Raw genomic sequence first — 21,053 nt, forward strand, 5'->3', positions numbered from 1 at the left:
CGTTTACGGCGCCGCCTTGAGCGACACCCAGTAACCGGGCTGATACGGAATGGGAAGAAAGCGGGCGAAGAGTTCAGTAAAAGTCGCTTCGGGATCAACGCCGGCAAACAGCGACGGATGGAACCAAGTGGCCAGACGTTCGATCGCAACGAAATTAAAAGGGTGATCGTAGAACGGGTGCCAGATGGCGTACGCCTGTCCGTTCTTTGCCGCGGCCAGGGTGCGATAAGCCGAGCGTCGCATCAATTTTTCCAGCCGCGTTTTTGCCAGCGTCAAATCTGCGCCTGGCCCAAGGTTGATCCAGTCACCGTGGGGCGAGTAATGACTCCAGTTGCTGCCGGTCACGACGATTTTATCGGGCCGGGAAGCGATCACCGTTTCCTGACTCAATGCGCCGTAAACGCCGTGAATATGCGTCTGAGCCAAATTGAATCCTCCTGCGCTATCCACCATCTCGCCGTAGTTGCCATTGCCCCAAGACAGGCAGCAATCCTCGTATAATCCGGCGGCGCGCTCCATCATTATGCGTGGGCGCGGCGGAGCCCGTTTCATCAGCGTGTCGCGGATCGTATCGAGATGACGCTGGCGGAAGCGAATCAGGCTATGTGCACTTTGCGGATTATCAAACAGCTGCCCCATGATGGCGATGCTTCTGGCGCTGTTGTTCATCAGGCCGATGCTCATATCGACAAACACCACGGGGATGTTCGCCGCCGTAAGCTTAGCCATCAGGCCGCTCGTTTCCAGCACAGAACGCGTATTCGCGTTGAGCAACATGGCTTCGGGCCGCAAGGCGATCAACCTTTCCAGATCGAATTGCATTTGCTGCACGCCGGCGAAGGCCGGCAGCTTGGCCAGTTCGGGAAAATAGCGCAGATACAGCCGGTAGCTGTCCAGGTCGGCGGTGCGGAAATTGTCTCGCCAACCCACCAGTTTTTCCATCGGCGCGCGTGGGTTGAGCGCCGCAACGGTATAAAACAGGTTGCCTTCCGCCAGGAAAATACGCCGCAGAGGATAGCGTAAAGTCACCGTACGCCCGACGATATCGGTCACGATCTGTGTATCAGCCTGGGCGCGCAGAGAGCGTGAAGGCGAAGAAAGTGCCAGCAAAGCGGCCGCCTGAAGAAAACGTCGTCTGTGCATCAGAAATACCAGCTTATCGAACCGATGATGCGGCGTTCGATGCCGATGCTGCAGTAAGGCGCACTGGTGCAACTGGCGATGTAAGATTTGTTGGTCAGGTTGTTGACCGTCAATCCCAGCTCCAGATTATACAGACGAGGATCCCAGGCACCCGGCGTATAGCGAACGGTCATATCGCCGAGCCAAACGGCGGGCACTTTGAAGGTGTTGGTGCCATCTCCCCAACTGGCCCCCAGGTAGCGGGTACCGCCACCGATCAGCAGCCCCTGCAGCGGCCCTTTAGTAAAGCGATAGTCCAGCCACATCGAGCCGGTCTGCGCCGGAACCCCCACCGGATGTTTCCCCTGCGTGCTATCGTTAGCCTCCGTCACGACGTTGTTGACCCAGGCATAGGACAGCATCAGATTAAGGTTATCGGTCACCGCCGCCCGTGATTCCAGCTCCACGCCGCGAGAACGCACTTCACCCGTTTGGGTGTAATAACTGGGATTAAGGGGATCGATGGTGTTCACATCGCGCTGCGTCAGTTGGTAGACCGCCAGGCTGGTCATCGTTGCGCTGCCGGGTGGCTGCAGTTTCATCCCCATCTCATACTGAGTGGAATGGGTTGGCTTGAACGGCGTGCCTTGAGCGTTTGTGCCGGTCAACGGCTCGAAGGCGGTAGAGACGCTGGCCCACGGCGCCAGGCCATTGTCGAACGGGTAGCTCAACCCGGCGCGATAGCTCCAGGCTGCGTCATTGGTTTGCGTTTGAGTATGGGCCAGATTGTCACTGGTACGCATGCGTGACCAGTCATGACGGCCGCCCAACAACAAATGCCATCCGCGCCAGCTGGCTTCGTCCTGTCCGTATAAGCCCGTGCGCTGGAAGCGTTGCGTTGTCGACGTGCGTGAAACCGGGATAGGTTCGAATGAAGGGCGGTACTGTTCGGACCAGGGATCAAACGTCACGGTTTGCGATCCCCACCAGTCTTTATCCAATTTACCGGCCTGAAAGTCGATCCCGGCCAATCCCTGATGGACGATGGCGCCGGTAACGAATGTCGTCTCGGCCTGGTTATCCATCACGATGCTGTCCGCCTGACTCGGTGCGTCCTGATAAACCGCCGTCAAAAGTCCCTCGTCCGGCGTGATGGCGCGCGTAAAATCGCGCCGCACCGTCGAGTCTACGTGGGAATAGCGCAGGTTTTGCTTTAGGCGCCAGCGATCGTTCAATTCGAATTCAAGCAGCGAGGTCATATCGTATTGCGTACGGCTCGAGTGTTCGTGCGCGGGATCGCTGTAATTTCTATCGGTATCTATCTTGCCGTGCGGATTGGGCAACAGCCCCAAAACCTGGGCGGGAAGGGTGTTGTAATAGCCTGATTGGGGTTCGCGAAGATAGTGAGCCAACACGGTCCAGCGCGTGCGGTCATTGGGTTGCCAGGTGATTGCGGGCGCCAGAAAGAGGCGCTTTTGCCTGGTGTCTTCGATCTGCGAACCGCGCGTGGCCGCCAGGCCATCGAAGCGGTACACCCACTGTTCGTCATCGGTCAGCGCGCCGGTGGAATCGAGGCTGAGGGAGTGCGAGCGGTCATTGCCGACATCCCATTTAAGCTGATTCGACTCGGCGGTGGAAGGGCGTCGGGAAATCATATTAATAACGCCGCCGGCGCCCCCCTGGCCGTATAACGAGGATGAAGGGCCATGCAAGACTTCAACGCTTTGCACTCCCCAGGTTTCAATTTGCGGTCCCCAAATGCCGGTATTGCCGATGACGCGCAATCCATCCAGGTAGTAGTCGGCCTCAAAACCGCGCATTTTGGCGAAGTCCACGCCGCTGGAAAAGGCGCCGAAACGTTCCACGGCAACGCCGGCGCTGTAGCGCAACGCCTGGCTAACCGTGTCGGCCGACTGCACATCCATTTGCTGGCGATTGACCACCGAGACAAATTGCGGCACATCGACCAACGGTGACCGGGTTTTGGTCGCCACCGTCGCTTGCTGTGCGGCATAACCCTGTGGGGCATTGTCTGAGGATGAACCCTCTGCGACCACCCAGATCGACTCTTCATCGACCGCCAGGGTCAGGCAGGGCATCATGCCCAGCAACAACGGGCAAAGATAAGCCTTCCGCAGGCGAAATCCGTTGAATTTATTCAAAAAAAATCCCTCTTTAAGTAAGAGTCTCGCTGCGAGGGCGGGAGTCTGGTCATCTCAGGCAAGCGTTAAAATACTCATTGACCGACTGACGGTCAATATGAATAATTATCAATACCATTTAACGATTGGATAACATTATGAAGACTCTGGATGATTTGTTGGCGCTGTTGGCTGAGGTGGGGGTGCCTGAAGATGTGCTGCAAGAGGCGGATGGCAGCTGGCAGTTGCGTCAAGATTTAGCACTCAGTTCGGCGGAAACGGTGGCATTGCAAGCCCTGCTGAAAGCCCGCTGTGTTAACGCGCCATCGCTGTGGGGAGGGCGAGACTATTCATTAGAACAGCTTATTTCTGAAATGTCATAAGCAAGTATAAAAAAAGTATTATTTATAATGTGTTGTTTATAAAGGAGATTAAAACGACATGATAGGGGTGAAACATAAGATCTACAAATAATTAACGCCAAGGTAATTGACTGACGGTCGGTCATGGTGTTTGATGTCGGCCAGAAAATGAAGTGTTTTTGAGTCCGTTTTGCTTTTCATTCTGAGCCAATACAGAAGTGATGGCGCCGCCTGACCGAGGTGCCGAAAGCTGTTTGTTTAACGAATTGTGATTGAGAAAGATAACAGTCAAACAGTGAGTTAACTCATTATGGAGTCGCTATGGTTAGTGTTGAGGATTCGATCAACCAACGTTTATTGCTGGCCCTTCAACAACATGGACAGCGCCCGGCGCTTTTTGAACACGGGGAGGTTTACACTTACGACTGGCTGAACGGTGCGGTGGCTTCAGCCGCTTTGAAGCTGTGTCAATTGGGCGTGGTGAAGGGTGATCGGATCGCCTATCAATTGCGCAACACCCGTGAAGCGGTTGTCATCATGCTCTCTTCGTTGATGCTCGGTGCGATCCCGGTGCCGATATTACCCTCTTATCGAGAAAAAGAGCTGAGGCACATTCTGCATCTGACGGCGCCAAAAGTATTTGCCCTGCAGCGAGGTTCCCGTCGCTATAACCCACTTGCCGCTTTGCAGACGCTGTTGGCCGAAGGTCTCAATATCGATGTGATATTGGTCGAAGACTACGATGACGCCGGGCACGACACTCGTTACCTAAACCTGCAACATTTCTGTTCGCCTTTGACGCCCGCGCCGCCACTTCACGCCGCCACCATGACGCCCTCGGATACCGCCGTCATGTTGCTCTCGAGCGGCACCACCGGTTTACCTAAAGCGATTGCCCGTAAAAATGGCGGCTACAGCTATATGATCGAGTGCGGCTGTGACGTGTTTGCTTTAGACAGCCATTCGGTCTATTTCGCCGCGATGCCGGTTTCGCATGGGTTTGTCATCAATTGCCCCGGTATACTCGGTACACTTTCTCGCGGCGGCGCCGTTGCGCTCGCCGACGCTCCGTCGGCGGAAACGGCGTTGGACGTGATCGAGCAATGCGGCGTGACGCACACCACGCTGGTGCCTGCGTTGCTGTCTCAATGGAGCGAACTGCAGCGGCAAACGCCGCGCGACCTGACGTCTTTGTGGCATGTTCAGGTGGGTGGCGCCAGGGTGACGCCTGAGCTAGCGGCCTCCGCCTCCCGCAACCTCGGCATTACCCTGCAGCAGTGCTATGGCATGAGCGAAGGGCTGCTGTGTTTTAACTCGATTGACGATGATGACACTCTGCGATTCAGCTCTCAGGGCCGGCCGTTGAGCCCGCATGATGAAGTACTGATCGTCGACGAAAACGGCCGTCCTTTGCCCGTGGGCAAATCAGGCGAACTGATCACCCGCGGCCCTTATACGCTCACCGAGTATTACCAAAATCCCCAGGCGAATCGTAGCGCGTTTACCGCGGACGGCTTCTACCGTACCGGCGACCTGGCGCACGTCGATGCCGCGGGCAACATTTTCATCGACGGCCGCGTAAACGACTCGATCAACCGCGGGGGAGAGAAATTCAGTCCCAATGAGATAGAGGAGTTGGCTGAACAGCATCCTGCCGTGGTGCGAGCCGCCTGCGTTGGTATGCCGGACGATCTCTACGGTGAGGTGCCTTGTCTGTTTGTCACCAGCACGGATGCCACTCTGACTCTCAGCGCATTGCGCCGCTTCTTTGAGAAAGAAGGGCTGGCGGCGTTCAAGGCGCCGGAGCGGCTGATTGTCATCGATACCATTCCGATGAAAGGGATCGGCAAGATAGATCGCGTGACGTTGCGCGACATGCTGCGCCAGGAACAGACGGTCAAAAATACGGCGGGGTTGAACTCATGACGCCATTGCGCACGTCTCTCGGTTGCGTGGTGAGGCTCAGCCGCCCATGCAGTTCACCGGTCAGCAAACAATTGGTCGTATTTCCACATGCCGGCGGCGGCGTTGCGTTCTACCAGCACTGGCGTGATCTGCTGCCGGACGAGGTGGATCTGTTCATCGTGCAGTACCCCGGCCGAGAAGACGCGCAAGACGCGCCGGCTTGGGAAACGGCGCAGCGAGCCATTACGCGCTGCGTTGATGCGCTGCATTCTTCGCTGGGCATCGCGCCGGTGGTGATTTTCGGTCATAGCATGGGCGCGCTGTTTGCCCTGCAGGTTGCCGCGGCGTTACAAGCGTCGCGTTTTAACATCGACGCCGTGTTGTCGGCCCAGCGCGCCCCCTCTGAACTGAAAATACTTCAACAGGAAAGCCTGCGGCAAGAGGTGTTGGGCGACATCCTGACATTCAGTGAAAGCAGCGGCGCACTGTCGCTGGATGAGATCACTCGCCCGCTTGTCACCCGCTTGATACAGCAAGATCTACAGCTGTTGGGCGCGCTCAGCGCAGAACCTTTGCCCGACATGCAGCCACGCATTTTGGGCGGCGATAACGATCCGTTGGTTAGCCGCGCCGCGCTGTCGCTGTGGGAAAAAGAACTCCCCGGCAGCCGGGTGCAATTCCTCGCGGGCGATCACTTTTATTTCGCGCAGGACACCGCTGCGTTTCTCCGCCAGCTGCTCCGGTAACGCTGGCTTATTTGTCAACGTATGGCTTTAAAGGAACCTCTGATGAATTTTGAGCTGTTTAACCCACAGGATTGCGCACCGGATACGGAGAAAGCCTTCGCTCTGTTCCCCCAGTTGAAAAAATTCTATGCGACGTTAGGCAATACCCCGCTGGTTGAAGTGCCGTCGCCAAAGGGAAAGGCGTCGATTTACGCCAAGTTTGAGTTTGAGAATCCGTTTGGCTCGGTGAAAGACCGCACCGCGTTCGGTCTGTTTTGCGATGCCATCAATCAACACGACTTCGCCGCCGGTGAATTGAAGTTGCTCGATTCCTCGGGGGGCAATATGGCGAAAGCCCTGGCCAAACTCGGCAATATGTGCGGGATAGCGGTGCAAGTGGTGATCCCGGATTCGTCTCCGCAACCGCTTATCGACACGTTAAAAGCCGATAAAGCCATCGTTACTCTGGTCGATCGCAATCAGTTCCTGCTCGGCGTCATTGCACGCAGCCAGCAGATTGCGCATGAAGATGGCAGTTGGACGCTGCTTTCTCAGCATCTTAACCTGGTCAACACCGCCGTACATCAGCATGCGACGGGCGCAGAGATTCGCCGGCAGCTGGAGGGTGAGCGCATCGACGGTTGGGTATCGGCGGTAGGGACCGGCGGGACTTTGTCGGGGGTGGCCGCCGCGTTGCGTCAGGATAACCCACAGCTGATCGTATGGGGCAGCACGCCGCGCGAATTGCCTTACGGTACGCTGTCTGCGCCGAACGGTGAACCTAAATTTGCCGGAGCCGGCGGGCTGGGCTTCGGTTTCCGTCAGCCTTTCATCAGTAAGTTGATGCCGCAGGAACCGCCTTTCAATCCGGTTTCCTATCGGGAAGCGCTCAGCGCGATGCACGAATTCCATCAGTTGACCGGCGTTAAAATCGGCGCATCTTCCGCCGCCAACTGGAAAACGGCCTGTAAGCTGGCAGAAACGCTGAGTGCGGATCAACGGGTTGTCACACTCTTTGCCGACGCCGGTTCCGATATCGATCGAGAAAAAGGGCGCGAGTGGTTCAAACAATCTGAAGCCTTGACCGTTTAACAACGTCTAAAAGGAATATTTCATGGAAATTATACAGGGCAATAATAATGTATTGTCTGAGCTAATCGCGCTTGGCGATTATGTTCGCCAGTTAATAAGTTCAGGTAAAGAGGCCAACGATATTGAGCATATTTTGGCGACGAAAGACGGCTATAACAATGCCACCGTGCTTTCCGTTATCGAAATGGCAAATATTACCTTTAAAGCAAAAGCGGATAATGTCCCTAACGTTGGCGATGCCAATTCACATATCGATCGGTTGGTGGATAAGCAGGGGCATGATATCGGCACGATGAAGGGCCAGGGGTGGAAAATCGCCTCACTGCCGGACGACAGCGTGGTTTCCTGGTACCACGAGACGGCCGAGACGCCGCTGGGGCGAATCGAAACCGCCGGCATTTGGAATTCCAGTGCGATTTGGGCGGGGCAATGGCAATCGTTGTTCGCCGCCGGCGTTAGCGGGGATGTCATGGGGAAGATCGGCGTTCGTCAGCTCTATCAGGATATTCCGCGAGAAAAATATCTGACGCTGATCGTCCTGTTGCCGCTGGATCAGATTAAAAGCTTAATTAAAAAATAATTTTATCAAACACACACAATATCCATTACGAGGGATAGGTATGCACACGTCGGTACACTGGGATGTCATTATTATCGGCGCTGGCCCCATCGGGCTGGCCGCCGCATGGAATTATGCGCGAGAGCATCGCGACCATAAGGTTTTGGTCCTGGAACAACATGCGCTATTTACGCAACTGGCCGGCACCAGCGGGGAGGAGCGCCATTGGCGTTTGCAATATTCGGAGCTGGAAATATTCCGCCTTACCCTGGAGGCCGACAAATTGTGGCGGCAGCTGGAACAACAGGCGGACAGAAAACTGATCCACCGCATTGGCAGCCTATGGTTCGGCGATGCGGATGTCTGGACCAATGAGGGGCAAATCCGCCAAACCATGCTTTCAATGGATGAAATGAGGTTGCCTTATGAACGTCTGACGATGCGTGAAATCGAACGGCGCTATGGTTTCACCGGCTTGGACAGCAACTATGAAGGTTTCTTGCAGCAAGACGGTGGCGTGATCGACGTTAAAGGCACCCTGGCGTCGCTTTACTCGCTGGCCAGCGAAGCCGGCGTGGAGTTCCAGTTCCAGCAATGCGTGAAGGCCGTGGAGCCCGATGCTCGGGGCGCAACGGTGCTGACGACGCAAAACCGTTATCGCGCCCGTAAAGTCCTGGTTGCCAGTGGGCCGGGCAGCAAGAAACTGCTGCGCCAGTTGGATATTGAACTTGCGCTTTCTACCTATGAGATGGCCTGCATCAGCATGCTGCGCAGCCAGCGCCTGGGAGCCAACGATCCCTTCTGGTTTGCTTTCCAACCGCCGGTGGAAAGCGACAGCAACCTGTTTTATGGCTTCCCGCCCAACCCTTGGTCCGTCAATGGGTTTGATCGGCTGGGGACCGACTTCGAAGTGGATCCGATCACCGAAGCCAATGCGCCTGGCTATAGGGCAAACCCGCAGCACGTGGAGCGCGCGTTGGAGTTTGCCCGCCGGCATATGCCGTTCCTCGAACCGGATAAACAGCATTCCGCTGCAAGCTGTCTGGCCGTGTTGCCCACCGATCCGGCGCGCCAATTCTATCTCGACAGCGCCAAAGGCCGCTGCCACGGCGGCGAACATCTGGTGGTCTCGGCAGGGGGATGGGCGTTCAAATTTACGCCTCTGATGGGGCAAATTTGCGCCGATCTGCTGGCGGAACGAGAGCCCCGTTGGGACATCAGCGCATTGCGTTTCTGAGCGGAGAACCTTCATGCAGCAGGTGAACAGCAATGAACGGGATATCGCCCTGGTTGGCATGGCCTGCCGTTTCCCGGGTGCCGAGGACATCGAAAGCTGGTGGCATAATTTGATCAACGGTGTCGAATCCCTGGTTCGCGTCGATAACGATCGGGATGATGCCGTCGACAAGGGATATATTCCCGTCGCCGCGCCTGTGGCCGGCGACATATCTCGCTTTGATGCAGGATTCTTCGGTATTAGCGCGCGCGATGCGCTGCTGATGGATCCCCAGCAGCGGCTCTTTTTGGAATGCGCCTGGCACGCGCTGGAAAGCGCCGGTGTGACACCGGGGGAACTTGAGGATACCGGGCTGTTCGCCGGCTGTAGCAGCTCTGACTATTTACGTCAGGCGCAAGGATCCGAGCTACTCGATAAACTCAATCCTTCGCCGTTCGAGCGGCAAATAATGAGCGATAAAGATTACCTCACCAGCAGGGTGGCCTGGCATCTGGGCATCGGGGGGCCGGTGTGCAACGTGCAAGCCGCCTGCGCCACTTCGCTGGTGGCGGTATACGAAGCGGTCCACGCCTTGCGCAGCGGCCGTTGCAACCTGGCGTTAGCAGGCGCTTGTACCCTAAGGATCCCGCAAAACGACGGCTATTTTGCGCAGCAAGGCATGGTGTTTTCCACCGATGGGCACTGCCGGCCATTTTCCGCAGATGCCAGCGGTACGGTATTCGGCAGCGGCGTCGGTGTGGTGGTGTTGAAGCGCCTGAGTGATGCGCTGGCGGCCGGCGATAACGTCGTCGCGGTGATCAAAGGCGTGGCGATGAATAATGACGGCGCGCGCAAAGTCAGTTTTACCACCACCAGTTTGCATGGCCAGCAACGCCTGCTGCGCCAGGCGATGGACGATGCCCGGTTGACGCCTGAGGATTTTCGCGCCATCGAAGCCCACGGTACGGGCACTCTGGCCGGCGATCCCATCGAATTCGAGGCGCTGAACGGCGTTTTCCGAGAGCATACGACACGACGGGGGTTCTGCGCCATCGGCGCAGTCAAGGCTAACGTCGGGCACCTGGAAACCTGCGCCGGCATGGCGGGATTGATTAAGGCCGCCCTGCAAATTCAGCATGGCTGGCTCACGCCGCAGATCAACGTTGGCTCACCGAATCCGGAAATGGCATTGGCGGAGAGTCCGTTTGAGTTTATCTGTTCCGCTCAACGGTGGGATCGCGAGGATCCGCGCCAGGCCATCGGCGTCAGCGCATTCGGTATTGGCGGTACGAATGCGCATGTCGTACTGGCGAGGCCGCCTGTCATGCCGCCGGCGCGAACAGCGGCCTCATTGTCTTCCAGCGTCGTACCGATCAGCGCACAGTCAGAACAGGCCTGGCATCGGCTGGTAAAACGCTATCTGCAGCGACCGCACGGCGAAAACGACGAACGCTTGGCCTGGAGCGCGCAAAGCGGAAGAAAGTCGCTGCGCTATCGCGGCACCTTGCAGATAGACGATCGGGGCGCGTTGAGCGTGAAAGAAAACATGATGGATACGGGGAAAGGGCGCTTGTCGGTAGTTTTCCAATTCCCTGGCCAGGGAAGCCAGTTTATCGGTATGGCCAGCGATTTGATGGCGCAGGACGCGACCTTCAGAAAACTGATGAACGACAAACTGCAGATAGTGCAAACGCAAGCCGCACTGGATCTCTCGGCGTTATTTACCGGAGAGGCCGCGCCCGAGTCGATTAACGATACCGCGTTGACGCAGCCCGCGCTGATCGCCGTCGAAATCTCCGTGGCCGAACTGCTGATGCATTACGGCGTCGAGCCGGATTGGGTCATTGGGCACAGCCTCGGCGAAATTGCGGCGGCCTGGGCCGCTGGGGTGTTCTCGGTGCAAGAGGCGCTGGTTTTCGCCGCTCATCGTGGGCGTCTGATGGCCGGGTTGCCGTCCGGGATGATGTTGGCGGTAGAGCTGAGCGTTCAACAGGTTCAGCCCTGGTTGAGTCATCAGCTATCGCTGGCGGCAGAAAACAGTGATGACGGCTGCGTGCTGTCCGGCACCGCTGAAGCCATTCGCGCTTGCGAACGCCAGATGCGAGACCGAGGCGTGCGATGCAAAGCCTTGAATGTTTCACATGCGTTTCATTCGACCCTGATGGATCCCATTCTTGACGAGCTGGCCAATATTGCGCCGCCGCCGCGTGAATCGGCGACGGGGGTACGTTACGTCTCCGCCTTGCTGGCGACCGAAGTCGAATGTTCGGCGCTTGACGGCCGATATTGGGCGCGTCATGCCCGTGAACCGGTCAATTACCACCGCGCCTTGCAGCAGCTACCGCAGCGCGGCAAGACGTTGTTTATCGAAGTTGGGCCGGGTTCGACGCTCACGGCGTTGGTTGCACAGCTAAAATCCGCCGGTTCTGTGACCGCGGTGCGAACCTTGCCGCGTCGCGACGAAGCGCAGAATGAAGGCGCCGTATGGATCCAGGCGCTGCAAAAAATCTGGCGCGCCAGCGTCAACGTTAACTGGCGCCGCCTGTGGCAACTGCCGCCTTCGCGCATCGCATTGCCGATGTATCCCTTCGATCCGGCGCACTGGTGGTTGGGCGAACGGGACAGGCAGGGGCCGCAAGCCGAGCGAACGCCGGCGGCAACAAGCCAGTCAGATCCTCAGATGGCGCGTATCTGGCGCGTTTGGGGGGGTGTGACCGGCGTGAACCCCGATTCTAACCACTGTGACTTTTTTGACGCCGGCGGGCAGTCGCTGATGGCGCTGCGCCTGCTGGCGATGTTGGAGCAAGAGTTTGGCAAGGCAATAGGGATGGCCGATTTTCTTAAGCGGCCTACGCCGTGGGGCATTAAACAACAGTTGGACCAGGCTGGAGCATTCGAGCAAGATTCTCATTAAAACAGGATGGCAAATTATGTCAGTTAACAATGAATTGCTGAATACACATAACCAATACCAGATAGAAACGGTCGTAATCGATGACGAAACGTCATTCACCCTGGCTTACTCGTCGCAGATCAAGCTGCTACCGGCCAATGGCGGTATCCGTTGGCGAAACTATGCGTCCCGGCAGCAGCAGGAAGAGGAGGCGATCATGCTGGCGCAGCGCATGTCGCTGAAGCACGGGCTGTACAATACCGGCTTCAGCGGCGGCAAAATCGTGGTGAACAGCAAACGTTCTCCCCAAGAGCAACCGGCAGTGCTTGAAGCGATAGGCGCTCTGCTCAATCGCTATGGCGGCACCATGTTTACGGGATGCGATATCAATACCGGCAATCGAGAGATGGACTATCTGCGGCAGTTTACGCCGTGGATCCTGAATGCCATGGACAGCCCACAAGTCGATACATCGGTGGCAACCGGCTACGGCGTCTGGAGTTCGATGAAAAAAGTGTTGACGCTGAGGCTCAATCATTTGCCTCGCGCGCGCATTGCCATTCACGGTATGGGCAAGGTCGGCACTGAAGTGGCGAAACAAAGCCTGCTGTTCGGTTGTGAGGTGACGGCCTATGACATCAACCCCGCAGCGCAATTTCCTGCGGGGGTGCGCCGCGTGAGCGAAGAGGAACTTTGGGCGCAACCCAGCGAGGTGCTGTGCATCGCGTCGATGTCCAACGTATTGAATGCACAGAATATTGAACAGCTGAATACCCGCTGGGTGGTGAGCAGCGCCAACTCACCGTTTAATACGCCACAGGCTGAACAGCGGCTGTTGGCGCGCGGTATTCACTATCTGCCGGACTACGTCAGCAACGCCGGCGCAGTGATCTGCGACAGCATCGAAATGGCGTTTACCGACCGTTATAACCAAATGAACCAGGAGCAGGTCAACGCCTATGTTCACTCCGTGATTGGCGCCAAGACGGAGGAGTTGCTGCAGCGCGCTCAACTGCTCAATTGCGATATTGGACAATTGTTGCAACCGATCAAATCCGCCGCCATGGTGGCGTAAGAAATGGGCCGGGGAGCCTGCGCTTTCCCGGCCTCGGCATTTTTAACGGGCACATAACTCCATGATTATTGTAAAAGACGCTTTGCGTTGCAAAGTAGAGGCCGAATCGCAAGGGCGTCGCACCGTGCTTTACACCGCAAGTGGGCAGCCCAGCTATATGCATGTGATACCTCGTTTTACGCTGCAAGAGGTCACATCAGGGTTAGGCGAGGCGGTTCATCCTGCGTTTATCGTCAACGGTCAGCGAAAAGAGGCTTTCTTCTACGGCTGTTACCCCGGCACGCTGATCCATGGCGAACTGGTCAGTCAACCTGAGACGGCCCCGGCCAGCTGGCATGACCTGGCCGCATTTCGACAGGCGGCGGCTCGCAATGGACGCGGCTGGCACATTGGCACCAACGCCGAATGGGCCGCGTTGATGTTCTGGTGCCGTCATCATGGCTGGCCGGAATTAGGCAATACCGAGAGTGGGCGATCGCATCGCGATCGACGCCAGTATGGCAAGCGATGTGACGGCGGTGCCGTGGGCGATGAGCAGGGCGATCCGACAACGTTTACCGCATCCGGGCCGGCTGCCTGGTATCATGACGGTACGCCGCACGGTATTGGCGATCTCTGCGGCAACCTTTGGGAATGGCAACACGGGCTGAAATTGGTCGCGGGGGAAATCCTGCTTTTACCGGACAATGACGCCGCGATGCCGATGACCGATAATGAAGACGAACGCTGGCGCGCGGTCGAGCTGGCAACAGGCGAGTGGCTACCTCCCGGCAGCCCGGGAACCGCAAAATTCGATGCTTCATCGCCGAGTCTTACCGGCAATGCCGGCACGCCGCGCATTTCGGACCGTATCCGGCATTTCAACGGCGATCCGCATGACAATGGGTATCCGCCAGGTTTGATGGATGATGAGTTCGGGCGTATTGGTGCGGCAAGTGGAGAGTCGGTGCCGGATATATTGAAAATCCTCGGCGTTGTACCGCATCACCGGTGTGCGGACGGCGATCAGGTTTATCTGCGCAACTACGGCGAACGCATGCTGATGCGAGGCGGCGCCTGGTATTCCGGTGCGGGTGCCGGGCTGAGAACGCTGTGCCTGAGCCATGGCGCTGGGCATGCCAGTGCGACGGTGGGCGCCCGGCCGGTATGGTGTTTGTAAGCGGTTGGCAATTCACTGGGTGGCGCAGCGGCCGTGGCCGCTGCGCAGGATATTTATTGGCTGAGGGTTTGCTGCAGCGCCTGAACGGAAGAGGCGATGCCGGCATCGACCGACATGGTCAAGTCTTCCATTTCCAGTGACACCCAGTCGTTGTAACCCATCATGCGCACCACCGAGAAGAATTCCTTCCACCACTGCAGATCCCGGCCGCAGCCGACGGCGACATAATTCCAGGCCCGGTCAGCTACCTCGTCTATCGGTTTGGTCTCCAGCAGCCCGTTAACCTCGACGACGCCGCGCTCAAGGCGTACGTCTTTGCCGTGCACATGGTGAATGGCGGGCCCAAGGGCGCGGGCCACCGCGATGGGATCTGCGCCCATCCAGATCAAGTGGCTGGGATCGAGGTTCAGACCCACCATCGGGCCAACGGCCTCTCGCAGCCGGAACAGCGTTTCCGGGTTCCACACCAGCATGGCGCTGAAGTTTTCCAGCGCAAAGCGCTCGACGCCGCACGCTTTGGCTCGGGCGACCAGCGCCTGCCAATAGGGGATCGCCACCTCATTCCATTGATAGTCCAGACAGTTTTTCACCGTAGGGGGCCAGCTGACGGTATAGGTGATCCAGTTGGGGATGGTGTCATGCGGGCTGGCCGGGGGCAGGCCGCTCATCATGACGATCTTCTTCACCCCCAGCAGGCCGGCCAGCTCCAGCGTATTGTCGGTTTGGCGCAGATGGCGCTGCCCCAGCTCGCCCGGATCGAGCGGATTGCCGGAGACATTGAGCGCGGCGATCTCCATGCCGCGGCTGGCCAGGGCCTGCTGCAGCTGCCGGCGTTTGGCCGGGTTGGCCAGCAGATCGTCGGTATCCAGATGGGGCGCCGGAGACCAGCCGCCGGTGGTCATTTCCACGCCGCGCACCCCCAGCTCCAGCAACCGATCCAGCATCGGCTCGAAGGGCAAATGGCCCAGGCTGTCGGTACAGAATGAAAGTTTCATGATGCTTTCCTTATCGGTAATTGACCCAGGTGGCGCCGTTGTCGGCGGAACGAACGCAGTTTTCAATCCAGCGCACGCCTTCTAACCCGGCATCGATATCCGGATAGATCAGCGTGGCCAGCGTTTGCCGATCGCCGTGCTGGCTGGCGCTGATGGCGATGGCGAACTTGAGGTAAATATTGGCCCAGGATTCGGCCAGCCCTTCGGTATGCAGCGCGCCGAGCCGCTCTTCGGCCAGCGCGCTGTCGTCCAGATAGGGCATGCCGTGGTGCAGCGTTTGGTTGGGCCGCCCCTGGATCTCATAGCGCAATTCGCCGGGCGTGGAATCGCTCCATTGCAGGCTGGCGCGTGCGCCCACCACGCGAATGCTTTGGCTGTCCATCGCGCCCGCGTTGATGGCGGAGGCCCACATGCGGCCGACGGCGCCGTTTTCGTAGTGCATCAGCACCATGGCATTGTCTTCCAGCGGGGCGCGGGAAGGGATAAAGCTCTGGCGATCGCACAGCAGGGAGGCAATTTTCATGTCGGGCATCACCAGCTGTGAGATGTAGAAGGTGTGGGTAGAAATATCACCCAGAACAAAGGAGGGGCCGGCGATTTTCGGATCGACGCGCCACTTTTGCGCCTCGAACGTGTCCGCGCTTTCGTTGGCGTTGAAGCCATGGGTGTACTGCAATTCGACCATGCGTATTTCGCCGATGTCGCCGTTCGCGATCATGGCGCGCATCTGCATCAGCAGCGGATGCCCGGAGAAGCCGTAGGTTACGCCGACGATCAGGCCTTTCTCCGCCGCCAGCGCCTTGATTTCTCTCGCCTCCGCCGTAGTGAAGAACAGCGGTTTTTCGCAGATGACATGCAGGCCGGCATTCAGCGCGGCGCGCGTGATTTCATAGTGGGTGCCGTTAGGGGTGGCGATGGTCACCACCTCAACACCATCTTCGCGGTAGGCCTCTTGTTTCAGCAACTGCTGATAGTCGTCATAGCAGCGTTCAGCGGGCACGCCGAGATTGACGCCAAACTCACGCCCGCGCGCCGCGTCGATATCAAAAGCGCCGGCAACCAGCCGATAGGCGGTATTGTCGCGCAGTGCGCCGGAACGGTGCTTGTAGCCCACCTGACTGAGGCGGCCGCCGCCGATCATCGCCCAACGCAGCGGGCGAGGGATGCTTCTTTCACCATTTAACATGCTGACTCCTGATACTGTGGTTTTGCACTCGGGTGCAAAGTGGGTTGAAAAAGAGAGTGGCAACGGTTTATTTCTGGTTCATTTGCGCAAATTGCGGGTAGTTTTCTCGCGTCACGGTGGCATAAGGCACCCAGTTGTAAGACTCGGTTTTGGCGTGATCCAACATCGCTCGGGTCACTTGCACCGCGCCGATCGCCTGGGCTTTGGCATCCTGGAAAATGGTCACCGCCAGGTCGCCGTTTTTGATAAATTGCAGGCCGTCGGGCGTGCCATCGATACCGGCAACCAGTACGCCGTTCTTTTTGGCCTGCTTCAGCGCCATGATCGCGCCGATGGCCATCTCATCGTTGTTGGCGGCGATCGCATCGATCGGTACGCCGTTCAGCAACCAGCCGGAGACCACGTCGACCGCTTCATTGCGTTGCCATTTCGCAGTCTGTTTCTCTACCACTTTCAGCTCTTTGTGTTTGGCGATCACCGCCTCCACCGCGCGGGTGCGCTCGCGGGTTTCTTCGTTGGAGAGGGCGCCCATCAGGATCGCCACGTTGCCGCGGTAATTCATTTTTTTCGCCAGAGCCTCCATCTGCAGGCGACCGCTGAGCGCCGAATCGGAGCCGACGTAGGCCGTCGCGCCGCTCAGCGGCACTTCGGGTTTGCGGTTGACGAAGATAAGGGGGATAGCGGCGCGTTGGGCGGCCGCTATCATCGGCTGAACGCCTTGCGTATCGACCGGGTTGAGGATAATGGCGTCCACGCCCTGATTAATCAGATCGTCTACCTGCTGCACCTGCAGGGCGACATCGCCTTTGGCATCAACGAACTGGCCTTGCAGCTGCTGCGCAACCAGTTCCCGCGCCATTTGGCTGCGCAGGATAGAGACGAAGTTGAGATCGAAGTTGGCCAGCGCCACGCCGACCTGGTAGGTCTTGGCCTGGGCGGTCACGACAAACAGCGAGCAGGCTAACATCAACAACAGTCTGGTTTTTTTCATTACGGTATCCTGTTGAGAAGAGAGGTATTATGTAAAAACAGTGTTTTGCAACCGGGTGCAAAACAGGAGACAAAACGGCGATGAGTCTCTGAATGCCACCGTGAATGTCGGCCATGGATAAAATTTGGTCAACAGGGGAAAGGTGAAAACAGCGCGGACGATCACAAACTCTTTATGTTTTGCACCCGGTTGCATAACAAATTGCAATCGGGTGCAAAAACGGGACATAATCGCAGCAGGTATGCCGGCAGGCGCTTAGGGGATCTGAGCGAGCAGGGTATAGTGTGACTTCACCGAAGCAGGGATCGACGCAACCATGACGAAACACCACAAAGCCACCGCCAGCGACGTCGCCGAAAAGGCCGGCGTCTCTAAATGGACGGTATCGCGCGCCTTTACGCCCGGTGCGTCGATCTCAGACAGCGCGCGTGAAAGCGTACTGGCGGCGGCGGCCGAGCTGGGCTATCGACCCAATCTGCTGGCGCGCAGCCTGTCGCAAAAACGCACGCACATCATCGGCGTGGCCATCGACGAAATGAAGAACCCGCATTCGATGATGATGCTCGATATGGTCACCAAACAACTGCAAACCCGCGGCTATATGGCGCTGCTGTTGAACATCACCGCGGGGGAAAACTACCGGGCGGTGATGGCGATGGCCGATCAGCTGCAGGTCGATGGCATTTTGTTCCTGGCGACGGTGTTAACCCAAGAGTGGGCGGCGATCGCGCAAGATCTGCATCAGATCCCGCTGGTGCAGGTGTGCCGCAATACGGAAAGCGAACACATTGATGTGGTCAATATCGACGGTTACCGCGCCGGCGAAGAGATCGCTGGGTTGCTGATAGAACAAGGGCATCGGCGCTTTGGCTACATGAAGGGGCCAGACACGCAAAGTAGCCATTTGCTGCGCATGGAAGGCTACCGCGATAGGCTGATAACCTCTGGCTTTCAGCTGGATCGGGTGCTCACGGCTGGCCACTACGATCGCCAACGCGGTTTCCAGCTGATGAGCGAATACCTGCAGGCAACGCCGGAAAGCGAGCGGGTTGAGGCGCTGTTCTGCGAGAACGACGTGTTGGCGCTGGGGGCGCTCGAAGCGCTCAGGCAAGTGGCACCGTCGTCTGCAATGGCCGTGGTAGGTTTCGACGATATCGACGAGGCCGGATCAGCCAACTGGGCGCTGACCAGCTACAGCCAACGCATCGACCGGCTGGTCGAAGAAGCCTTGAATCGCCTGCTCGATAATCGCACCACGGCAGACGGCGCCTGGCGGCATGGGGAATTGCGGGTTCGGCGGTCGCACCTGGGAGAGAAACAGGCGTGAAGCTTCGCTTTTATATGACAATGTCACTATTGAAGATTGATTGTAGATTGAACTGCCGAAGTTAGCCAGATTTCACGTAGCGCGATCAAAAAGGAGGGCATTTTGACCCATTTTGCAGAGTAGCTTAGCCAAGTCCAATTGAAAGAATGCATGGTCAATAACAAAGTCGCTGATAATATGCTTAGAGCGTCTCGGATGAACGCTCAGCGGTGATTCGTACTTTAGATTCGCATATTTTGACGAATACCTTAGCCACTAACTGAGAATAGCAATAAAAAATTGTCAGTGGCATGCTCAACCTCTCACTGAGTTGAATAGATGAAACCACAAGCAATTACAAGCTTGTATCGGTGTCAATCTTTGAGCAAAAGCAACCTTAAGACAGAAAAAAGGAATTGGATCATCTCGAAATCTTAAGTGATTATTTATTAATCTTTACTTAAATAAAAGCTGTCACAGCTCATCATTTTAAACGTTGCTACTTGATTTTATTAACCTTTATGGCAATCTAAATTCATTGATGAATTGGAGGCCGCATGCGGGGTGCACTGAACCTGAGGGCGGTAGCGTATATCGACTCCAGTTATTCCTAATCTGAACTTTTTCTTATACGATAGTGATGACCATGCTAACAGATGCTACCCGGCGCAAAGTAAGATTATTTTTTTCAATAGATAGTCACTAAGTGAAATTACCGTGTGTGTGGCAGATGTGATTATCACACAAACTGATTTCCACCGCCGTAATAATAAGCTGGCTTATAAATCGATAAGCGTGACAGCTCGTCTTGCCCGCGTTTACCGGCTGGAAATCATACGTTTTTGCAACCACAGATCGAGTCGTTAGACGTTATCCTTACTATAACATGCTAAGATTTTGATTTGTTTTATTAAATTCATACAGTAGTAGTATAACACACGGACTAAGTTTTCGTAATCTGGCACGACTGACACTAATTCAAGAGGACGAAATTGAACAAAAAACATTGTAAATAGAATTCAGCTATTTACTTTTTAATTTCTCTGGATTAAGTTAAGAACATATTTTACCAAAGTGAGATTTCGCAACATGAGGGTTTATTATTTTACCAAATCAGAGTATGGGTTAGAAAATATTAAATTATCCAGGTTGAAAATATCAACTTTCAATAATTTGAATGATCCATTTGAACTTTTAGGTGTGGAACTATCCGACAGAAATGTCAGAAAAGCCATTCAATTTGAAAAAGACCAATTCTCATCCTCTCATGGATTAATATGCTTTAGTGAAGATTGACAAGATCCTGTTCAGTGGGCCCACTACGCGGAAAATCATAAGGGTATTTGTCTAGGGTTTGATATAGATAACAAACTATTAAAAAAGGTTTCTTATGTAAAATATCGTCTTAAGTACGATTTAATTAATTCTAATGACAAGGGAAAGGACAATAAATTACTAACAACAAAGTTTTATCATTGGAGTTATGAAAAAGAGCATAGAATTATAATTCCAATAAAAAAACTTATGTCAGAAAACGGATTGTATTTTCAGTCATTTAGCAACGAAATTAAGTTAAAAGAAGTTATCATTGGATGTCAATCCAATCTAACGCAGTCGGATATTTTAAAAGAATTTAAAATTAAACCTGATAGTGTGCGAATCATTAACACACGACCTGCATTTAGACAATTTAAAATTGTATGGGATCGAAGTAGAAAGTCAACCAAATAAAACAAGCCGATTAATAATCGTAATAGAACAGCTTATTTTTGATAAAACAATTGCTTAACACTCAACATGAGCTACATAGGTTAGCACTAGATTACTGGAATCCAAAATCATCCATGGAAAGAAGACAGGTCTTAGAAAAGCTGCACGATAAAAATAACATTGAAGGTACGTACATTCTGTCTGATTTTCCTTCAATTGATTTTTCAGATTGCATTGTCAGGAAAAGTACATTTAGACATTTTAGGGATTTATTTAATTGTAAAATAAACGAAGGCACAAAATTCATTGATTGTTACTTTATGGACTGCACCGGAAAATTCAGGCAAGAAAATATAAGATCCCAATCATTTATCGAGTGTAAATTGGATGAAGGAATGAGGCATTTATTATATGATGGTGACGAAAAAAGGGTTGGAATTTCAGTTAAAATAAAATCTGATGTTAAACAAGTTTTAGTGTCCGGGATGATTAGACCACTACACTCTGAAACTGGTCCTGTGAGGCATGCCCCATCGCTATCCTTGCCACGAGTGTTGCAGTTCTGTTCGGAAGTTTGGCTGACCCTTTTTTTGACCCTACAGGTATGTTACATTCG

At 55.3% G+C, this 21,053-nt stretch carries 15 protein-coding genes and 1 pseudogene; 11 read left to right on the forward strand and 5 right to left on the reverse strand.

What is annotated here, in order from left to right; all coding sequences use genetic code 11:
• Nucleotides 1-3: 3 nt before the first annotated feature.
• The gene (locus ACJ8IP_RS03730; protein ID WP_182074150.1) at nt 4-1,143 is read right to left on the reverse strand and encodes an ABC transporter substrate-binding protein; all 1,140 of its coding nucleotides are present in this window, start codon (nt 1,141-1,143) and stop codon (nt 4-6) included.
• Nucleotides 1,143-3,284 (reverse strand): TonB-dependent siderophore receptor, encoded by a 2,142-nt coding sequence (locus tag ACJ8IP_RS03735; protein ID WP_273974290.1) that lies wholly within the window; start codon nt 3,282-3,284, stop codon nt 1,143-1,145. Before ACJ8IP_RS03735 ends, ACJ8IP_RS03730 begins: the two co-directional genes overlap by 1 nt.
• Before the next feature lie 137 nt (nt 3,285-3,421).
• Between ACJ8IP_RS03735 and ACJ8IP_RS03740 the strand changes: the two genes are divergently transcribed.
• From ACJ8IP_RS03740 to ACJ8IP_RS03780, 9 genes are all read left to right on the forward strand, one after another.
• Entirely contained in the window at nt 3,422-3,646 is a 225-nt protein-coding gene (locus ACJ8IP_RS03740) for a hypothetical protein (RefSeq protein ID WP_033643087.1), read from the forward strand.
• Nucleotides 3,647-3,946: 300 nt separating this feature from the next.
• The gene (locus ACJ8IP_RS03745) at nt 3,947-5,551 is read left to right on the forward strand and encodes an AMP-binding protein (RefSeq protein WP_046687052.1); all 1,605 of its coding nucleotides are present in this window, start codon (nt 3,947-3,949) and stop codon (nt 5,549-5,551) included.
• Nucleotides 5,548-6,276: a thioesterase II family protein gene (locus ACJ8IP_RS03750; RefSeq protein WP_033643089.1), complete on the forward strand. Its 729-nt coding sequence runs from the start codon at nt 5,548-5,550 to the stop codon at nt 6,274-6,276. The genes ACJ8IP_RS03745 and ACJ8IP_RS03750 overlap by 4 nt, the downstream gene beginning before the upstream one ends.
• Nucleotides 6,277-6,318: 42 nt before the next feature.
• Nucleotides 6,319-7,347, forward strand: a complete 1,029-nt coding sequence (locus tag ACJ8IP_RS03755) for a PLP-dependent cysteine synthase family protein (protein WP_033643090.1) — start codon at nt 6,319-6,321, stop codon at nt 7,345-7,347.
• Between the two features lie 22 nt (nt 7,348-7,369).
• Nucleotides 7,370-7,927 carry an allene oxide cyclase barrel-like domain-containing protein gene (locus ACJ8IP_RS03760; RefSeq protein WP_050440105.1) on the forward strand — a complete coding sequence of 186 codons (558 nt, stop codon included), beginning with the start codon at nt 7,370-7,372 and terminating at the stop codon, nt 7,925-7,927.
• A gap of 40 nt (nt 7,928-7,967) precedes the next feature.
• A complete protein-coding gene (locus ACJ8IP_RS03765; protein ID WP_033643091.1) occupies nt 7,968-9,143 on the forward strand; it encodes an NAD(P)/FAD-dependent oxidoreductase in 1,176 nt (391 codons plus the stop codon).
• A 13-nt stretch (nt 9,144-9,156) separates the two neighbouring features.
• Nucleotides 9,157-12,036: a type I polyketide synthase gene (locus ACJ8IP_RS03770; protein ID WP_442524309.1), complete on the forward strand. Its 2,880-nt coding sequence runs from the start codon at nt 9,157-9,159 to the stop codon at nt 12,034-12,036.
• A gap of 16 nt (nt 12,037-12,052) precedes the next feature.
• Nucleotides 12,053-13,090 (forward strand): Glu/Leu/Phe/Val dehydrogenase dimerization domain-containing protein, encoded by a 1,038-nt coding sequence (locus tag ACJ8IP_RS03775; RefSeq protein WP_033643093.1) that lies wholly within the window; start codon nt 12,053-12,055, stop codon nt 13,088-13,090.
• Nucleotides 13,091-13,151: 61 nt separating this feature from the next.
• A complete protein-coding gene (locus ACJ8IP_RS03780) occupies nt 13,152-14,249 on the forward strand; it encodes a hypothetical protein (protein ID WP_033650387.1) in 1,098 nt (365 codons plus the stop codon).
• Nucleotides 14,250-14,302: 53 nt separating this feature from the next.
• Here the strand turns inward: ACJ8IP_RS03780 and ACJ8IP_RS03785 are convergent, their stop codons facing one another.
• From ACJ8IP_RS03785 to ACJ8IP_RS03795, 3 genes are all read right to left on the reverse strand, one after another.
• Nucleotides 14,303-15,244, reverse strand: a complete 942-nt coding sequence (locus ACJ8IP_RS03785) for a sugar phosphate isomerase/epimerase family protein (RefSeq protein WP_033643095.1) — start codon at nt 15,242-15,244, stop codon at nt 14,303-14,305.
• Between the two features lie 10 nt (nt 15,245-15,254).
• Nucleotides 15,255-16,430, reverse strand: a complete 1,176-nt coding sequence (locus tag ACJ8IP_RS03790; protein WP_033643096.1) for a Gfo/Idh/MocA family protein — start codon at nt 16,428-16,430, stop codon at nt 15,255-15,257.
• Nucleotides 16,431-16,497: 67 nt separating this feature from the next.
• On the reverse strand, nt 16,498-17,421 hold the full coding sequence (locus ACJ8IP_RS03795; RefSeq protein ID WP_033650386.1) for a substrate-binding domain-containing protein: 924 nt from the start codon (nt 17,419-17,421) through the stop codon (nt 16,498-16,500).
• Nucleotides 17,422-17,737: 316 nt separating this feature from the next.
• Between ACJ8IP_RS03795 and ACJ8IP_RS03800 the strand changes: the two genes are divergently transcribed.
• Nucleotides 17,738-18,748, forward strand: coding sequence for a LacI family DNA-binding transcriptional regulator (locus tag ACJ8IP_RS03800; RefSeq protein ID WP_069100158.1), 1,011 nt, complete (start codon nt 17,738-17,740; stop codon nt 18,746-18,748).
• A 1,299-nt stretch (nt 18,749-20,047) separates the two neighbouring features.
• Nucleotides 20,048-20,458, forward strand: a pseudogene (locus ACJ8IP_RS03805) (DUF2971 domain-containing protein); the annotation flags it as partial.
• Nucleotides 20,459-21,053: the final 595 nt, after the last annotated feature.

This window comes from Serratia sp. CY52157, assembly GCF_052168495.1.
Taxonomy (GTDB): Bacteria; Pseudomonadota; Gammaproteobacteria; order Enterobacterales; family Enterobacteriaceae; genus Serratia; species Serratia ureilytica.

Coding starts and splice junctions, on each gene's coding strand:
- ACJ8IP_RS03730 (WP_182074150.1), bottom strand. CDS start 1,143: ATGCACAGACGACGTTTTCTTCAGGCGGCCGCTTTGCTGGCACTTTCT.
- ACJ8IP_RS03740 (WP_033643087.1), top strand. CDS start 3,422: ATGAAGACTCTGGATGATTTGTTGGCGCTGTTGGCTGAGGTGGGGGTG.
- ACJ8IP_RS03745 (WP_046687052.1), top strand. CDS start 3,947: ATGGTTAGTGTTGAGGATTCGATCAACCAACGTTTATTGCTGGCCCTT.
- ACJ8IP_RS03750 (WP_033643089.1), top strand. CDS start 5,548: ATGACGCCATTGCGCACGTCTCTCGGTTGCGTGGTGAGGCTCAGCCGC.
- ACJ8IP_RS03755 (WP_033643090.1), top strand. CDS start 6,319: ATGAATTTTGAGCTGTTTAACCCACAGGATTGCGCACCGGATACGGAG.
- ACJ8IP_RS03760 (WP_050440105.1), top strand. CDS start 7,370: ATGGAAATTATACAGGGCAATAATAATGTATTGTCTGAGCTAATCGCG.
- ACJ8IP_RS03765 (WP_033643091.1), top strand. CDS start 7,968: ATGCACACGTCGGTACACTGGGATGTCATTATTATCGGCGCTGGCCCC.
- ACJ8IP_RS03770 (WP_442524309.1), top strand. CDS start 9,157: ATGCAGCAGGTGAACAGCAATGAACGGGATATCGCCCTGGTTGGCATG.
- ACJ8IP_RS03775 (WP_033643093.1), top strand. CDS start 12,053: ATGTCAGTTAACAATGAATTGCTGAATACACATAACCAATACCAGATA.
- ACJ8IP_RS03780 (WP_033650387.1), top strand. CDS start 13,152: ATGATTATTGTAAAAGACGCTTTGCGTTGCAAAGTAGAGGCCGAATCG.
- ACJ8IP_RS03785 (WP_033643095.1), bottom strand. CDS start 15,244: ATGAAACTTTCATTCTGTACCGACAGCCTGGGCCATTTGCCCTTCGAG.
- ACJ8IP_RS03790 (WP_033643096.1), bottom strand. CDS start 16,430: ATGTTAAATGGTGAAAGAAGCATCCCTCGCCCGCTGCGTTGGGCGATG.
- ACJ8IP_RS03795 (WP_033650386.1), bottom strand. CDS start 17,421: ATGAAAAAAACCAGACTGTTGTTGATGTTAGCCTGCTCGCTGTTTGTC.
- ACJ8IP_RS03800 (WP_069100158.1), top strand. CDS start 17,738: ATGACGAAACACCACAAAGCCACCGCCAGCGACGTCGCCGAAAAGGCC.